Annotated in this window: 15 protein-coding genes and 2 pseudogenes; 11 read left to right on the forward strand and 6 right to left on the reverse strand. The window is 65.2% G+C overall.

What is annotated here, in order from left to right; all coding sequences use genetic code 11:
* Nucleotides 1–8: 8 nt before the first annotated feature.
* The 11 genes and pseudogenes from H4V95_RS02585 to H4V95_RS02630 all read left to right on the forward strand — a co-directional run bounded on the left by H4V95_RS02585 (nucleotide 9) and on the right by H4V95_RS02630 (nucleotide 9,473).
* Complete coding sequence (locus H4V95_RS02585) at nucleotides 9–779, forward strand: SGNH/GDSL hydrolase family protein (protein ID WP_196865494.1); 771 nt, start codon at nucleotides 9–11, stop codon at nucleotides 777–779.
* Between the two features lie 56 nt (nucleotides 780–835).
* Entirely contained in the window at nucleotides 836–1,333 is a 498-nt protein-coding gene (locus H4V95_RS02590) for a MarR family winged helix-turn-helix transcriptional regulator (protein WP_196865493.1), read from the forward strand.
* Nucleotides 1,330–1,410 (forward strand): annotated as a pseudogene (locus tag H4V95_RS18730) (hypothetical protein); the annotation flags it as partial. The gene H4V95_RS02590 and the pseudogene H4V95_RS18730, both read left to right, overlap by 4 nt.
* Before the next feature lie 88 nt (nucleotides 1,411–1,498).
* Nucleotides 1,499–2,452 (forward strand): sugar phosphate nucleotidyltransferase, encoded by a 954-nt coding sequence (locus H4V95_RS02595; RefSeq protein ID WP_312883922.1) that lies wholly within the window; start codon nucleotides 1,499–1,501, stop codon nucleotides 2,450–2,452.
* A gap of 238 nt (nucleotides 2,453–2,690) precedes the next feature.
* The gene (rpmB, locus tag H4V95_RS02600) at nucleotides 2,691–2,927 is read left to right on the forward strand and encodes a 50S ribosomal protein L28 (protein WP_019481733.1); all 237 of its coding nucleotides are present in this window, start codon (nucleotides 2,691–2,693) and stop codon (nucleotides 2,925–2,927) included.
* A complete protein-coding gene (gene rpmG, locus H4V95_RS02605; RefSeq protein WP_019481734.1) occupies nucleotides 2,927–3,094 on the forward strand; it encodes a 50S ribosomal protein L33 in 168 nt (55 codons plus the stop codon). The genes rpmB and rpmG overlap by 1 nt, the downstream gene beginning before the upstream one ends.
* A 4-nt stretch (nucleotides 3,095–3,098) precedes the next feature.
* Nucleotides 3,099–3,404, forward strand: a complete 306-nt coding sequence (gene rpsN, locus H4V95_RS02610) for a 30S ribosomal protein S14 (protein ID WP_171584607.1) — start codon at nucleotides 3,099–3,101, stop codon at nucleotides 3,402–3,404.
* A gap of 131 nt (nucleotides 3,405–3,535) precedes the next feature.
* A complete protein-coding gene (locus H4V95_RS02615) occupies nucleotides 3,536–4,705 on the forward strand; it encodes an MFS transporter (protein ID WP_209728614.1) in 1,170 nt (389 codons plus the stop codon).
* Nucleotides 4,706–4,843: 138 nt separating this feature from the next.
* The gene (locus H4V95_RS02620; RefSeq protein ID WP_019481737.1) at nucleotides 4,844–5,134 is read left to right on the forward strand and encodes an HU family DNA-binding protein; all 291 of its coding nucleotides are present in this window, start codon (nucleotides 4,844–4,846) and stop codon (nucleotides 5,132–5,134) included.
* A gap of 179 nt (nucleotides 5,135–5,313) precedes the next feature.
* Nucleotides 5,314–7,470: a cytochrome c oxidase assembly protein gene (locus H4V95_RS02625; RefSeq protein ID WP_209728616.1), complete on the forward strand. Its 2,157-nt coding sequence runs from the start codon at nucleotides 5,314–5,316 to the stop codon at nucleotides 7,468–7,470.
* Nucleotides 7,467–9,473, forward strand: a complete 2,007-nt coding sequence (locus H4V95_RS02630) for an NHL domain-containing thioredoxin family protein (protein WP_209728618.1) — start codon at nucleotides 7,467–7,469, stop codon at nucleotides 9,471–9,473. Before H4V95_RS02625 ends, H4V95_RS02630 begins: the two co-directional genes overlap by 4 nt.
* 68 nt (nucleotides 9,474–9,541) lie before the next feature.
* Here the strand turns inward: H4V95_RS02630 and H4V95_RS02635 are convergent, their stop codons facing one another.
* The 6 genes and pseudogenes from H4V95_RS02635 to H4V95_RS02660 all read right to left on the reverse strand — a co-directional run bounded on the left by H4V95_RS02635 (nucleotide 9,542) and on the right by H4V95_RS02660 (nucleotide 15,353).
* Entirely contained in the window at nucleotides 9,542–10,528 is a 987-nt protein-coding gene (locus H4V95_RS02635; protein WP_245345543.1) for a hypothetical protein, read from the reverse strand.
* Nucleotides 10,529–10,682: 154 nt separating this feature from the next.
* Nucleotides 10,683–10,877, reverse strand: a pseudogene (locus tag H4V95_RS18195) (ATP-binding protein); the annotation flags it as partial.
* 16 nt (nucleotides 10,878–10,893) lie between these two features.
* The gene (locus H4V95_RS02645; RefSeq protein ID WP_209728621.1) at nucleotides 10,894–12,237 is read right to left on the reverse strand and encodes an ABC transporter ATP-binding protein; all 1,344 of its coding nucleotides are present in this window, start codon (nucleotides 12,235–12,237) and stop codon (nucleotides 10,894–10,896) included.
* 52 nt (nucleotides 12,238–12,289) lie between these two features.
* Nucleotides 12,290–13,132 (reverse strand): carbohydrate ABC transporter permease, encoded by an 843-nt coding sequence (locus H4V95_RS02650; protein WP_196865487.1) that lies wholly within the window; start codon nucleotides 13,130–13,132, stop codon nucleotides 12,290–12,292.
* Nucleotides 13,132–14,109 (reverse strand): carbohydrate ABC transporter permease, encoded by a 978-nt coding sequence (locus H4V95_RS02655; RefSeq protein ID WP_395939787.1) that lies wholly within the window; start codon nucleotides 14,107–14,109, stop codon nucleotides 13,132–13,134. Before H4V95_RS02655 ends, H4V95_RS02650 begins: the two co-directional genes overlap by 1 nt.
* The gene (locus H4V95_RS02660) at nucleotides 14,106–15,353 is read right to left on the reverse strand and encodes an extracellular solute-binding protein (RefSeq protein ID WP_245345850.1); all 1,248 of its coding nucleotides are present in this window, start codon (nucleotides 15,351–15,353) and stop codon (nucleotides 14,106–14,108) included. Before H4V95_RS02660 ends, H4V95_RS02655 begins: the two co-directional genes overlap by 4 nt.
* Nucleotides 15,354–15,450 lie beyond the last annotated feature (97 nt).

Genomic DNA, 15,450 nt, shown 5'->3' on the forward strand with positions numbered 1-15,450 from the left:
CTCGTCTAGTGGAATTCTCTCAGCGTTATGTGGCCCTTGGCGATTCGTTTACCGAAGGTGTCGGCGACTGGCATGCCGCGAGCCCCAACGGGGTGCGCGGGTGGGCGGACCGGGTGGCCCAGCAGCTGATCCTCGCCGACAGCACCTGGGGGTACGCGAACCTTGCGGTCCGTGGGAAGAAGGTGCGCCAGGTGCTCGACGAGCAGGTGGACCGTGCACTCGCCCTGGAGCCCACCTTGATCACCGTCTACGCTGGCGGCAATGACATCCTGCGGCCACGCATCGACATCGACGCGCTGATGGCAGCGTACGACGACGGCGTGGCCCGGCTGGCGGGCTCGGGCGCCGCCGTCGTGCTGTTCACCGGGTTCGACTCAGTGGGTTCGGCGGTGTTCGGGAAGACCCGCGGCCGGACCGCCATCTACAACGAACTGGTCCGTGAGATCGCCGACCGCCACCACGCCGATGTGGTGGACTACTGGCGGTTCAGGGAGTTCCAGAACTGGGGTTACTGGGACACCGACCGGATGCACATGTCCGCCGCCGGTCACACACTGATGGCCAAACGGGTCCTCGAAGTGCTGCGGGCCTCCCACGAGATTGACCTGCCCGAGCTGGAGGCTGCGCCGGCCGTGTCCCGAATCGATCAGTTGCGGGCCGACGCCCAGTGGGCCCGGGACTACCTCTCACCCTGGGTGGGCCGCCGGCTGCGTGGGGTCTCGTCGGGGGATGTGCTGACGGCCAAGTACCCGGAGCTGACTCGCCCGGTGTGGCAGTAGTCACCGAAGCCTTCGCGGGCAGGAGCGTGCGACACGGTGTGTGCCAGAATGACGAGATGAATGGTGTCAGGTGGTTGAATCCCGAAGAGCGGCAGGCCTGGCTGGCGCTCTACGCGGTAACCACCATCCTTCCGGGATCCCTTGATGGGCACCTGTTCCGGCAGGCGAAAATCACTCTCTTCGACTACCACGTCCTCGCGATGCTCTCCGAGGCCGAAGAGCTGACCCTCGCCATGAGCGACCTTGCGGCCCGGTCGAATGCCTCCCTGTCCCGGCTCAGCCACGTAGTGAAGAAGCTGGAGCAGCGGGGCTGGGTGTCCCGCAGCCCCAGCGCCGTCGACGGCCGCGTGACCACCGCCACCATCACGGACGACGGGCTGAAAAATCTCAAGTCGCTGGCCCGCAAGCATGTGGAGCACGTGCGGCAGGCAGTCTTTGATGCACTGACCGACGACGACGTCCGGGACCTGGAGCGGATCGGCAAGAAGATCCTCGCCAGCCTCGACGACACCCACTGGATCCTGAACGAACCCTCACCTGGAGTACAACCGTGAAGCCACCTTCAGTCCTCGCCATTGTCTTGGCCGGAGGGTCGGGCGGCCGGCTGGGAACGCTGACTGACAAGCGTGCCAAACCGGCCCTGCCCGTCGCCGGCACCTACCGCCTGATTGACATCCCGCTGTCCAACCTGCACAAACAGCGGGTTTTCGGATGTCTGGATGGTGCAGCAGTATCAGCCGAACTCCCTCAACGATCACCTGGCCAACGGCAGGCACTGGGATCTCGACCGGACCAACGGGGGCCTGCGCGTGATGCCCCCGTTCGAGGGGCGGGACGGCGAAGGGTTTGCCGACGGCAACGCCGACAGCCTGCACCGGCAGGCAGCATTCATCAGGGAGTTCAACCCCGATCTGGTGCTTCTGCTCAGCGCTGACCACCTGTACCAGCTGGACTTCCGCGACGTCGTCCAGACTCACCTGGACGCCGGGGCCACCGCAACGATCGTGACGACACGGTTCGACGGCGACGCCTCCGACCACGGGGTGGTGGAGGTGTCCGATGGTGCCGTGACCGGCTTCGAATACAAGCCCGAGAAGCCAAAAACGGACCTGGTTGCCACCGAAGTGTTCCTGTTCGACGCCATGCACCTGCTGGACACCCTGGAGGAGCTGGAGAAGGAAGAGGGCGGCCTCGACGATTACGGGGACCAGTTGCTGCCCCACCTGGTGGAACACTCGACCGTGGTGGAGCACCGCCTCGAGGGGTACTGGCTGGATCTGGGGACCCCCGATAACTACCACCGCGCGCACATGGAACTGCTCGATGGCGAGGGCCTGCGGTTCGACGACCCCGCCTGGCCCATCATCACCGGCAGCCCCCGGCGTGTGCCCGCGTTCGTGGGAAAGGGCGCCGTCGTCGCCGATTCGATGCTGGCACCCGGCAGCAAGGTTTTCGGCGAGGTCACCCACAGCGTGATCGGGCCGGACACGGTCGTGGAAGCTGGCGCCGTCGTCGTTGATTCAATCCTGCTGGACGGTGTCACCGTCCCGGCGGGCGCCCGGGTTCATCGCTCAATCGTGGACTCCGGTGCCACACTCCACGTTGGCGCCCGGATCGGCAGCGACGTCGCTGTCACGGTGGTGGATCGCGACGGCGACATCACCAGCGATTAGCCATAACCGGCGCCAACTCCTAGAATGGAAGGGCATCAGGTGGCGGAGCGTGCGCAATTGCTCCGATTTTTCGGGACACATCTCCCGGTAAATCGGTAGTTAGGGGCTCAAGTTGCGCGAAAACCGCTAATAATCCTTACAGTTTCGACTGTTGTTTTGGGCGCCCCTGGCCGCATTCCAAGGCGGGTAAGACTGCCGGTACCTAGGTACATTTCATTTAACTCTTTGGAGGATCGTCATGGCAGCTCACTGCCAAGTGACTGGAGCCGAGCCGGGCTTTGGGCACAGCATTTCCCACTCACACCGCCGCACCAAGCGCAGGTTTGACCCGAACATCCAGAAGAAGCGCTACTGGGTTCCGTCCCTGCGCCGCAATGTCACGCTGCAGGTTTCTGCCCGCGGCATCAAGACCATCGATGTGCGCGGTATTGACGCCGTCGTCGCGTCGATCCTGGCCCGGGGAGTGAAGCTCTAATGGCAAAAGATAAAGACGTACGCCCGATCATCAAGCTGAAGTCCACGGCTGGCACCGGGTACACCTACGTGACCCGCAAGAACCGCCGCAACGACCCGGACCGCATGGTTCTGATGAAGTACGATCCCAAGATCCGTAAGCACGTCGAATTCCGAGAGGAGCGCTAAACACATGGCTAAGAAGTCCAAGATTGCCCGCAACGAACAGCGCAAGGTAATTGTTGAGCGCTACGCTGCAAAGCGCCTCGAACTGAAGAAGACCCTGGTTGACGCCAACGCAACCGACGAAGCCCGCGAAGAAGCACGCCTCGGCCTGCAGAAGCTTCCCCGCAACGCTTCGCCAGTGCGCCTGCGTAACCGCGACCAGATCGACGGTCGCCCCCGCGGAACGCTCCAGAAGTTCGGTATCTCCCGTGTCCGCTTTCGCGACATGGCCCACCGTGGCGAGCTGCCCGGTGTAACCAAGTCCAGCTGGTAACCCCCGCTGGCTGGTAGCTACCAGCAACGCACAAGGACGACGACCCACGGGTCGTCGTCCTTGTGCGTTAAGGCCCGTGCGTTAAGTTGGGTACGTCGGTGACCGAATCCCCGGCCTGAAAGGTCAACGCCGTGCCGCAGCAGAAACTGCTCCAACCACCCATGCTGCTCCTGGCCGTCGGCGGGTTCCTGGCGGTCGCCACCGAAGTGCTCCCCATCGGGTTGCTGCCCCTGATGGCCGAGGACCTGGGCGTCACCGAGTCCTTGATCGGGCTCCTGGTCTCCGCGTACGCCGCAGTGGTGGTGTTCGCGTCGATCCCCCTGAACGCCTGGACCAGCGCACTGCCCCGCAAGCCGCTGCTGGTGGGCTTGCTGGCCGGCTACGGCCTCAGCAATGTGATCCTGTGCCTGGCGCAGGACTATTCGGTTGCCTTGACCGGCCGGGTGATCGCGGGCGCCTGCCACGCACTGTTCTTCGCGGTGGTATTCGGTTACGCCACCCGGTTGGCGCCACCGGGCCGGATGGGCGCCGCCGTTGCCCTGGTCAACGCGGGAAACGCCGTCGCTATCGCGGTCGGGGTGCCGCTGAGCACATGGCTGGGTGCCACAGTGGGCTGGCGATGGTCCTTCGGCTGTGCCGCAATCATCGCGCTGCTGCTCGCGGTCGGCGCCGCCGTCGTGATGCCAGCGATCCGCGGGTCGGCTGTGTCCGGCGGGACGCAGCTGAAGGAAGCCCTGGCAGAACCCGCACTCCGGCGGGTGATCGTCGCGGTGGTGGTGATGATGACCGGCCAGTTCGCCCTCTACACCTTCATCACCCCGGTGCTTGTGCAGTCCGGGTTCACAGCGACGAACGTGGGGTTTGCGCTTCTCGCCTACGGGGGAGCCGGGGTCCTGGGGCTGCTGCTGTGCAGCCGGCTGACCGACACGGCGTTACGGCCCGCCCTCCTGCTGTCCCTGCTGGTGATGACCGGCTGCTTCCTGGCGATCGCCCTGCTTGGCGGCGCCCCGGCGTGGACGCTCGCCGCGGTGATCGTGTGGGGTCTGCTGTACGGGCCGGTGCCCTCCTACGTGACCACCGCGGCGCTCAGCGCCTTCCGCGACCACCCCGACACGGTGGCCGCCGTCCACAATTCGACCTTCAACATCGGGATCAGCGCGGGTGCGCTCGTGGGGGCACAAATGCTGTTGGTGGGCGATCCCTCGGTGATCGGATTCGCCGCGGCGGCGCTGACACTCCTCGCGCTAGTGGTCGTGTTCACTGGCGCCAGACAGGGATTTCCCCGAATGAGCCCAAAATAGTGCCCTTTGGCATCTAAAAACCCCCAAAAACGCCGGAAACGACCGGAATTTGGTGCTCAAGCTGGTAAGTTTTCGCACAGAGGCTTTCAGAACCGTGAAGGCTTTACAAATAAACGCACAAGTCCAGGAGGACGTAAATTGGCAACGAAAGAAACCAAGAACCGCAGCGAACTGGTAGCAGAAGTAGCAGCGAAGGCTGACACCAGCCAGACCGCCGTTAACGGCGTTCTTGACGCACTGTTCGATGTACTGGCAACCTCAGCTGCCAACAACGTCAAGGTCACCATCCCAGGTTGGCTCGCTGTCGAGCGCACCGAGCGTGCCGCCCGCACCGGCCGCAACCCTCAGACCGGCGAGACCATCCAGATTGCAGCAGGCAGCAGCGTCAAGCTGACCGCCGGCTCCAAGCTGAAGGCTGCTGTCAAGTAGTCACTCACGCCGTCCGCTAAGGACTGTAGGCCGCCACCCTTTCCGGTGGCGGCCTTCCTTTTTAACCCGGAGCGTAGATAACCCGCGGCGCCCCGGCTTGCTACCCGCCGAGGGAACGGTGTCGGGGAATGACTCAGCCGAATTGTTACCCCTTCTACGCAGGGTAGACAATAGGAAGCGTGGCTACGACAACCAAGGTGCCCCGGCCGACCGACCGCCCGGGAACAGATACCCCCGGGGTGAAGGTGGGCTGGCTGATTGCTGGCGGGGCCGCCGTCGTCGTGGCCTTGGTTTTGGCCCTCCTGTTCTCGGGTGCCGCGGGGCCGCGGCAGCTCGGCGACCCGGGGCCTCTCACCCGCTGGGGGTTGCCCGCGGCGAAGGCGTTGAACAACATCTCAGTGGCCGCGGTAATCGGCTCACTGGTTTTCGCCGTCATGATCCTCCCGCGCCGGGTCAGCCCAACCCACCGCCGCTCCAACGCCGGACAGCCCGGCGAGGAACACCCCGCCTTCAGCGCGGTGATGACCCTTGCGTCGGTCGCCGCGGTGTCATGGACCCTCTCCGCCGTCGGCGTGCTGCTCTTCACCTACTCCGACGCCGCCGGGCTGCCGCTGAGCAGCGACCCCGGCTACACCGAGGGCCTGGCGTCCTACCTCATTGATTTCGACACGGGCAGGGCCTGGCTGTCGACGGTCATGATCGCCGCAGTAGTGGCCACCATGACGTTCGGCGCCCGATCCAGCGGATGGCTGGCACTGACCGGCATCCTGTCGCTGGTCGGGTTGCTGCCGATGGCGCTTATCGGCCACTCCTCCAGCGGCGATGACCACTACGCCGCCATCAACTCGATAGCCCTCCACCTGGTGGGGGTCTGCCTCTGGATCGGCGGGATCACCGTCCTGGCCGTGATTGGCGGACGCCTGGGGTCGCTCACCCCGAGCGTGCTGCGCCGCTTCTCCGCGCTGGCAGGGTTTGCCTTCATCCTGGTGGTGCTCTCCGGGGTGATCAACGCGAGCCTGCGGATCGACAACCTTGGCCAGCTGGGATCTGAGTGGGGACTCCTGGTCACCTTCAAGACGATCGCCACCCTCCTGCTGGGCGGGATCGGCCTGATGCACAGGCAATGGATCATCCCCCAGCTGGGCGAAGGGACAGGGTCGCTGAGCGGTGGCCAGCTCTCCGCACGGAGGGTCCTCTGGCAGCTGATCGCTGTGGAACTGCTGATCATGGGTGCGGTGTCGGGAGTCGCCGTCGCCCTGGCCCGCACCGCACCGCCGGTCAGCGACGGGATCGCCCCCGACGCATCGCCGGCCAGAATCCTCACCGGTTACGAGCTGCCCCCTGAGCTGACGGGTGAACGGTGGCTCACCGAGTGGCGGTTCGACTGGCTGTGGATCGCCTTCGCCGCCGTCGTCGCTGTCGCCTACATCTCGGGTGTCGTGAAGCTGCGCCGGCGCGGAGACACCTGGTCCCTGCTGCGGCTGACCTGCTGGCTGATCGGACTCGCCCTCCTGACCTACATCACGTCCGGCCCGCTGGCGGTATACGGGATGGTGCTGTTCAGCTCACACATGGTGGGCCATATGGCGTTGACCATGGTGGTTCCTCTGTTCCTGGTGCTCGGCGCCCCGGTCACGCTCGCGTTGAAGGCCCTCACGCCACGCGGCGACGGATCCCGGGGGATCCGCGAGTGGATCCTGGTGATCGTTCACTCCCGTGCCTCAGCCCTGGTCACCCACCCGCTGTTCGCGGCAGCCAACTTCGCGGGCTCCATCGTGATCTTCTACTACTCGCCGTTGTTCGGGTTCGCCATGCGTGAGCATGTGGGCCACGAGCTGATGTACGTGCACTTCCTCATCACCGGCTACATTTTTGTGCTGTCAATGCTCGGCTCGGACCCGGTGCCGCGTCGGGCACCGTACCCGCTGCGGATCCTGCTGCTCTTCGCCACCATGGCCTTCCACGCCTTCTTCGGCGTCGCTTTGATGGGGTCGACGTCGCTGCTCCAGGCCAGCTGGTTCGGCAACATGGGCCGCGACTGGGGCCCTTCAGCGCTTGAGGACCAACAACTGGGCGGCGCACTGACCTGGGGAATCGGCGAGATTCCGACGCTGCTGGTGGCGATCGGCGTCGCGATCATGTGGTCGCGCGACGACGCCCGGGAGTCCAAACGGACGGACCGCGCCGCGGACAGGAATAACGACGCCGACCTGACCGCTTACAACAACATGTTCGCTTCGCTGGCGGAACGCGACAACCGACGCGGTCCAGGCACACCGGGACCCGGTAAGCCAGCACCATCCCAGAAGCCTGACCGACCAGGAGCACGTGAATGACTGAGACCTCGATCCGCACCGACTACCGGGTGCGCGCCTCCGAACTGGTGGGCCGCAACTGGCTGAACACCGGCGGGCGGCAGCTCACTCTGGAGGATTTGCGCGGAAAAATCGTGATCCTCGACTTCTGGACCTTCTGCTGCATCAACTGCCTGCACGTTCTGGACGAGCTGCGGCCACTGGAACAGAAGTTCAGCGATGTCGTGGTCACCGTCGGCGTCCATTCGCCCAAGTTCGAACACGAAGCCGATCCGGATGCCCTGGCCGCTGCCGTGGAACGTTACGACATCGCGCACCCCGTGCTGGATGACCCCGAGCTGACCACCTGGCAGGCCTACACCGCCCGCGCCTGGCCCACCCTGGTGGTTGTGGATCCGGAAGGGTACATCGTGGCGCACCTCTCCGGTGAGGGCCACGCTGCCGGACTGGAGTCCCTGGTCCAGGAACTCGTCGAGGAACACTCGGCCAAGGGGACCCTGCACCGCGGCGACGGGCCCTACGTTCCCGCCGAGACCACCGCCGGTGATCTGCGCTTCCCCGGCAAGGCGGTGCCGCTGGCCGGCGGAACCCTGCTCGTCGGTGATACCGGCCACCACCGGTTGGTGGAGCTCGACGCCGACCTCGTCACTGTGCACCGCACGATCGGCTCGGGGGAGAAGGGCGCCGCTGACGGCACTGCCGCCGAGGCCCAGTTCAACGAGCCGCAGGGCCTCGCCGTCCTCCCACCGGAGGTTGCACAGCGGGTGGGCTACGACGTCGTCGTCGCCGACTCCGTGAACCACCTCCTCCGGGCGGTGTCCCTCGCCGATGGGTCAGTCAGCACAATCGCCGGCAACGGCGTGCAGCGGCTCCTCGACGCCGGAAACCACGTCAAGGCACGCCCGGCCGAACTGCAGGAGAGCCCCGACCAGCTCGGCGCCTACGACGTCGACACCCCCGAGGACGCCACACCGCGCCTCACCGACACCCACCTGGGCACCGAGCCGTTGCAGGTTTCCCTGTCCTCGCCGTGGGACGTCCTCTGGTCAACGGTGCTGGAACGGGTGGTCATCGCCATGGCGGGAACCCACCAGCTGTTCACCTTCGACCCGCTCACCGGCGCGGTGGACATCCTCGCGGGCACCGGGCTGGAGGGACTGCTCGACGGCGACGCGCCCGAGGCCTGGTTCGCCCAGTCCTCGGGCCTCGCCGAGGACGCCGCCGGCAACCTGTGGGTCGCCGACTCGGAAACCTCAGCGGTCCGGACCCTGTCCTTCCCTGAAATCAACGGCCACCGGCGCACCCAGGTGCGCACCGCCGTCGGGACCGGACTGTTCGACTTCGGGTTCCGGGACGGCGCAGCCGACCAGGCCCGCCTGCAGCACCCCCTGGGAATCACGGCGCTCCCCGATGGGTCGGTCGCCATCGCCGATACCTACAACGGCGCGGTACGGCGCTTCGACCCCGCCACCGGACAGGTCTCAACCCTGGCACGCGGGCTCTCAGAGCCGTGCGACGTCCTCGTGGACCTCACTCCCACCGCGTCGGGCAGCGAGCCGCTCCTGATCGTGGTGGAAGCCAACCGCCACCAGCTGGTGCGGGTGCCCATCCCCAAGGAGGCGCTGGCCGTCGACGAAGGGGCTTCCCAGACGCAGCGCCCGCAGACCCCCGTCGCTCCGGGCACGCACGCGCTGACCGTCCGGTTCGCCGCCCCGAAGGGTCAGAAGCTCGACGACCGGTGGGGCGACCCCACGCAGTTGAAGATCTCCTCGTCACCCGAGACGCTGCTGCTCTCCGGCGGTGGGACGTCGGTGGGCCTGACCCGCGAGCTGATTCTGAACGACGCCGTCACCGAGGGTGTCCTGCACATCACCGCGCGGGCGGCCGCCTGCGACGGTGAGCCGGGCGGCGAGATCCCCGACCACGCGGCCTGCCACCTGTACCAGCAGGACTGGGGTATCCCGGTGCGGTTGAGCTCTGACGGTGAGACTGAACTGACGCTGGACCTGCGCGGCCTCGACTAGACCCGGTCCACTTTCACCGGTGCAATCAGTTCTGGCCCGCAGGCACCGGTCCGGTCAGTTCTGGACCGCTAGTACTGGACGACCGGGGTGACGGTAACGTCGTCGCCGTCCACTGATAAGCGGGCGGTGAATCCGAATTCGCGGGGAACCGTGACCGCCTCGATGGTGCCGGTGAACAGGTCCTGCAGCGAGGTGGTCAGTTCAGCGGTGCCTGAGAGCGGCTCTATCTCCCAGCTGCCGTCAAACGGTTCAATGGCCACTGTCGGATACTCGGTGATGGCCCAGCGGATGTCTCCGGCCACCCGGCTTTCGGTCTGGAAGTTGAATGGACAGTTCGCCGGCTGGAAAACGGTCTGTGCCGCGCATTCGTCGAGGAAGCGCCGTACCTGGGCGGTGACCTCTTCCACCAGAACGTCGGTGGCAGCGGTGGACAGGGCCATCTGGTGGCCCTCAGAACGCTCGGTGACCGCCACCGTTTGCGCCGGTGCGGCGAAGTAATCGCTGGTGTAGTGGGCTTCAAAGCTGCCCGGGTAGAACACGGCGAACTGGTTCCTGCCCTCCGGCATCGCGACCCGGGTGTCGTTGAGGGTGGCTTCGCCCTGGTTAATGACCGTGAGGTCGACGGTGGGCAGCATGGTGGGCACGAGCTCCCACGTATCGAAGAAGAGCCATTCGGCGCCGGTACGCTCCAGCGGGAAGGTCGTGGCGTGCTCGGTGCCACGAACCGTGTAGGTGACGGTGACGTCCGCCCGGTTGTCCCCGACCGGCACCGCGTCGCCGACCACGACGTCCTCGACCGCAGCGGCTGACTGCTGGAGCGGGGCGCCGTCGAGCATTGCCGCGTTGGCGGCTGGCACGGAGGCGTTCAGCAGGCCCAGCGCGCGTTCGCCGTCGCCGTTGGAGAGGGCCTCAAGGTAGTCGTGCACCTGCTCCTCAGGGCTGAAAATAAACGAGTTGGCAACCACCACCGCCGTGATCGCCCCCGCGATCACCAACAGCAGCCCAAGCAGCCAGGCTGCGAGGACTTTGATCACCGAGGACGTTTGCACGCTCATCACGTTACCTGTTGAGCGCGGCGTGCCTACCAACGACGTCGGCTGCGCCTCCGCAGCGTTCCGAATAACCCTCGTGCCAGCTCGGCTCCGATCGCTCCCGCCGCCTGCAGCGCGAAGTCGATAAGTTCGCCGGTTGGCATGCTGGGCCAGCACGTCCGCCGGCACCCGCCACCAACCCATGACGGTTCATCATGGCCAGTAACAGCCGCACCTCCGCCTCGGGGTACGGCGTGCCGTCGAGCAGCGCCGCCCCGAGGTGGATTGAAGGACCCTCGAACGTGTAGCCGGAGATGATCCCGGCTATCAGCTCCGACTCCTCAGGCGGTGCGATCTCCTCATCTTCCGTCATGGCCTACCGCGGAAGGTCAGCTGGCTGCGGCGTGCTTGCCGCCACCGTTCTGATCACTGCCGTCATTACCGTTGGCTGCAGCAGCCTGCGAGCCGCCCGAGCCGTGGCCGTTTACCCGGTCGGCCTCCTGGGCGGTGGCGATCTCCTCGGCGCGTTCCTCGCCTGCCTCGGCCGTGAGGGCGGCGCCGGCCTCGGCGTCACGGGTGAGGTTCTCGCCGGACTCGGGGTCGAACAGGTGCAGCTTCCGCGTGTCGAGCCAGATCTCGGCCTCGCGACCGCCGCGGATGCGGCTGGCGGCGTCGAGTGTGACCACAATCTGAGGGCGCAGCTCATCGGCGTCCATCTCGCGAGCCAGGTTGTTGAGCAGCTCGCGCATCTCCGGGTCCGGATTGAAGTTGATGTAGCCGTACTGTTCGTTGCCGAGCCACTCGGTGTGGGTGAGGGTGGCCGTGAAGATGGAGCCGTGGGGCAGCTTGGACTCCTCGACCAGTTTCGCGTCCTCGAAGAACTCGGGCCGCACACCCACCAGGACCACCTTCTTGCCTTCGACCTTCGCCAGCTTGTCGGCGGGAACATCGAGCTCGCCGAGGACGGTCTGTAGCTTGCCGTTCTCGATGGTCGCGGGGATGAAGTTCATAGACGGCGAGCCAATGAACCCGGCCACGAAGAGGTTGCGTGGCTGCTCGTACAGTTCACGCGGGGAAGCGATCTGCTGCAGCTCGCCCATCTTCAGCACTGCCACCCGGTCGCCCAGGGTCATGGCCTCGGTCTGGTCGTGGGTCACGTAAACACTGGTGACCCCGAGCCGACGCTGCATCTGGGAGATCTCGGAGCGCATCTGCCCGCGCAGCTTTGCATCCAGGTTGGAGAGTGGCTCGTCAAAGAGGAACGCGTCGGCCTGGCGCACGATGGCCCGGCCCATGGCAACCCGCTGGCGCTGGCCACCGGAAAGATTGGCTGGCTTCCGCTGCAGGTGGTCGGTCAGTTCAAGGGTGGACGCAGCCTCGGTGACAAGCTTCTTGACCTGCTCCTCGCTGTGTTTGCCCTTCGCGAGGCGCAGCGGGAAGGCAATGTTCTCGTACACCGTCAGGTGCGGGTAGAGGGCGTAGTTCTGGAACACCATGGCCAGATTGCGGTCCCGGGGTGCCTTGTCGTTGACGCGCTCACCGTCGATCAGCAGCTCGCCGTCGGTGATGTCTTCCAGGCCCACGATCATGCGCAGGAGGGTCGACTTGCCACAGCCCGAGGGGCCCACCAGGATGATGAACTCGCCGTCGGCGATGTCGATGCTGATGTCATTGACGGCGGGGAACCCGTCGCCATATTTCTTGACCAGGTTGTTGAGGGTAATTGAAGCCATTTTCTGGTGATCCTTTTCTATATATCTGGCGCAAGTGGCTGGGACTGCGCCTCTAGCCCTTGACGGCGCCCGAGGTCAGGCCGGAAACGATTTGGCGTTGGAACAGCAGTACCAACAGAACGATCGGGATGGTGACGATGATCGCAGCGGCCGAGATGGCACCGGTGGGTGACTCGAACTGCGAGGCGCCGGTGAAGAATGCCAGCGCCGCCGGGACCGGCCGGGCGGCCTCGGTGGAGGTCAGCGAGATGCCGTAGACGAAGTCGTTCCACGCGATGAAGAACGCGATGATCGCCGTCGTGAAGACCCCGGGTGCGGCCAACGGGACGATGGCCTTGCGGAAGGCCTGCCAGGTGGTGGCGCCGTCGACCTGTGCCGCCTGCTCCAACTCCCACGGAATCTGCCGGAAGAACGCGGCAAGCGTCCAGATGGAGATCGGCAGGGTCAGGGACAGGTAGGGGATGATCAGCCCGAGCCACGTGTCATACAGCCCGATGTTGCGCCAGAGATTGAACAGCGGGGTCACGATCGAGATCACGGGGAAGATCGAGACCGCCAGCGCGGTGGTAAGGACCAGCTTCTTCCCGGGGAAATCGAGGCGGGCAATCGCATAGGCGCACAGGGTGGCCAGGACAACCGCAATCGCCGTCGCGATGAGCGAGATGCCGATTGAGTTCCGCAGTGATGTCAGGAACAACTCCTGCGCGTCGCCGACCAGGATTTGCTCGTAGTTGGAGATGGTGGCGGCCCCCGACGAGGGAAGGAAGCTTCCGTTGGTGAGGTCGCTGGGGGACTTGAAGGAGGTGGCCAGGATGGAGGCCACCGGGAACAGTGCGTAAACCAGCACCAGGACCGAGATGACCGCCCACCAGATCTTTTCGCGACGGGAAGACATTATTTTTCTCCTCTCGTGCCGGCAAGATCCACTTTGAAGATCTTGATGGCAGCGAAACTGATCAGTATGACGCAGAGGAACAGCAGGACCGACACGGCCGAGCCGAGGCCGATCTCGAGGCGGCTGATCGACGTCCGGTAGGCGAGGAGCGAGAGCACTTCGGTGTTGTTCTCGCCATTGGTCATGATGAACACGTTGTCGAATATTCGGAACGCATCGAGGGCCCTGAAGAGCACGGCGACCATGATGGCCGCCTTCATGTTCGGGATGACCACCTTGCGCATCTGCTCCCACCAGGTGGCGCCGTCGACCTTGGCGGCCTCGGTCAGCTCATCGGGGACCTGCGCCAGACCGGCCAGCAGCAGCAGGGAGATGAAGGGGGTGGTCTTCCAGATTTCGGAAGCCATAATGACGAAGAGCGAGGTGCCGGTCTGTGCGAACCAGTTCAGGTCCGAGTCGATGCCGGGCACCCAGTCGAACCAGGCGTTCACGTACCCCGAGTTGATATCGAACGCGTAGAACCAGGCGTAGGCGGAGACCACCGTGATGATGCCGTAGGGCACCAGGATCGCGGTCCGGAGAATGCCCTTGAGGGACTTCAGCGCCTTGCTCATCACCAATGCCAGGGCGAACCCAAGCACCAGTTCGACGGCGACAGTGATCACGGTGATCAGGACGGTGACGAGGAGGCCCTGCCACCAGACGCTGTCCCCGAGGATGGTGATGTAGTTGGCGAACCAGATGAATTCACGCTCATCGGGAGCGGTGAGCCGGAACGCGAACAGGGATTCGAAGAACGCCTGCAGGATCGGGTAGAGCGTCACCAGCAGCATCACCACGAAGGCGGGGCCCGCGAGGTACCAGCCCATCCGCCGCTCGGCTCTGACCCGGTCGCTGTGCTGTTTCTTCGCCCTCTTGTCCTTGTCCGGATTCGGTGTCTTGCCGGCGTCGGGCTTGTTGATCGTTGAGCTACTCACAGTAGCCTCTCCCCTCTGAGCACTGCGGTGATGAACTCCTGGGACCGTTCGGGGGTTGTGTCAGGATCCACTTCGTTCGGTGGTGACCATTCCTGCTGCAGTCCGGTGGAGATTTCGTTGTAGAACGGTGTCTGGGGGCGTGGTGCTGCGAGTTCGAGGGAGTCCCGGATTGTCGTCGCCATCGGGAAGTCTTCCTCAATGGCTGGGTCCTCGTACGCCTCCGAGTTGGACGGCGGGTTGCCGTTGGTGATGAAGTACTCGGTCTGGTTTTCCGGCTGGACGATGCATTCGATTGCCTCGTAGGCCAGGTCCGGGTTGTCGCTGTCTGCGCCGACGCCAAGGTTAATCCCGCCCAGTGGTGGGGCGGCGTCCTCGCCTTCGGTGACGGCGGGGAACAGGGCCCAGCCGATGTCGTCGACTACAGACTGGTCAATCGACCCCGCTTCGACGGCGCCAAGGGTGGCGGGCCAGACGAACGGGTAGTTGACCATGAAGGACCCGTCGTCGCCCTGGAACAGGGTCAACGAGGTGTTCTCGGTGGAGGTCGGCAGGCCCGGGCCGCCGAGGCCCTCGGTCCCGATGGTCCCGATGATACGTGCCGCCTCCTGGCCGGCCTCGGAGGTGAGGCCAAGCTCCAGTTCGTCGGCAGGGGCCTCGGGGTTCTCGAGGATCTGGCCACCGGCGGATTCCACCAGTGCGTTGATCCAGACGGTCATCGATTCGGCTGGCGAACCCTGGACCCCGAGGAGCTTGTCCTGCTCGGTGGCTGCGTCGATCAGCTGGTCCCAGGTGACCGGCTGGGACATGTCCAGCCCGGCGGCCTCGGCAACCGATTCGCGGTACCAGAGGATCTGGGTGTTGGCCCAGAAGGGGACGGTCACCAGTTCGTCCTTCCAGGTGGCACCGGCGAGGGCGCCTTCGAGGACATTCTCGGAGAAGAGGTCCACCGAATCCTCGGGGATGGGTGCCAGAAAGCCGGGCTCCGCAAGCTCGGGGATGAACGGCGGGTCAATGCTCATGATGTCCATTGACGTGTCCCCGGCCGCGAGACGGCGGGCGAGCTGTTCGCGCTGGGCGGCAGCATCGGTCGGGAGGAGCGACGTCTCAATCCGGTAGGCGCCGTCGGCCTCTTCGGTGCAGCTGGCGGCAATCGCTGCCTGCCCGCCCGCATCGGGATTGATGTACCAGGTCAGCGTCGTGACGCTTTCTGCCGGACCACAGCCCGTCAGCAGCATCGTTCCCATTGCCAGTGTTGCCACAGCCGCCGCCTTCGGCCTGCTCCGGACTGGATCGATTTTCCTTCGCCTGATCGGCATTCCCACCGTGCCTCCACATCGTTGT

It is taken from the genome of Arthrobacter sp. CAN_C5 (assembly GCF_017875735.1).
Lineage (GTDB): Bacteria > Actinomycetota > Actinomycetes > Actinomycetales > Micrococcaceae > Arthrobacter_D.

What these genes read in the sequence shown, in the direction of transcription:
- H4V95_RS02590 (WP_196865493.1), top strand. Translation starts at nt 836, where the DNA reads ATGAATGGTGTCAGGTGGTTGAATCCCGAAGAGCGGCAGGCCTGGCTG.
- H4V95_RS02595 (WP_312883922.1), top strand. Translation starts at nt 1,499, where the DNA reads ATGGTGCAGCAGTATCAGCCGAACTCCCTCAACGATCACCTGGCCAAC.
- rpmB (WP_019481733.1), top strand. Translation starts at nt 2,691, where the DNA reads ATGGCAGCTCACTGCCAAGTGACTGGAGCCGAGCCGGGCTTTGGGCAC.
- rpmG (WP_019481734.1), top strand. Translation starts at nt 2,927, where the DNA reads ATGGCAAAAGATAAAGACGTACGCCCGATCATCAAGCTGAAGTCCACG.
- rpsN (WP_171584607.1), top strand. Translation starts at nt 3,099, where the DNA reads ATGGCTAAGAAGTCCAAGATTGCCCGCAACGAACAGCGCAAGGTAATT.
- H4V95_RS02630 (WP_209728618.1), top strand. Translation starts at nt 7,467, where the DNA reads ATGACTGAGACCTCGATCCGCACCGACTACCGGGTGCGCGCCTCCGAA.
- H4V95_RS02635 (WP_245345543.1), bottom strand. Translation starts at nt 10,528, where the DNA reads ATGAGCGTGCAAACGTCCTCGGTGATCAAAGTCCTCGCAGCCTGGCTG.
- H4V95_RS02645 (WP_209728621.1), bottom strand. Translation starts at nt 12,237, where the DNA reads ATGGCTTCAATTACCCTCAACAACCTGGTCAAGAAATATGGCGACGGG.
- H4V95_RS02650 (WP_196865487.1), bottom strand. Translation starts at nt 13,132, where the DNA reads ATGTCTTCCCGTCGCGAAAAGATCTGGTGGGCGGTCATCTCGGTCCTG.
- H4V95_RS02660 (WP_245345850.1), bottom strand. Translation starts at nt 15,353, where the DNA reads ATGGGAACGATGCTGCTGACGGGCTGTGGTCCGGCAGAAAGCGTCACG.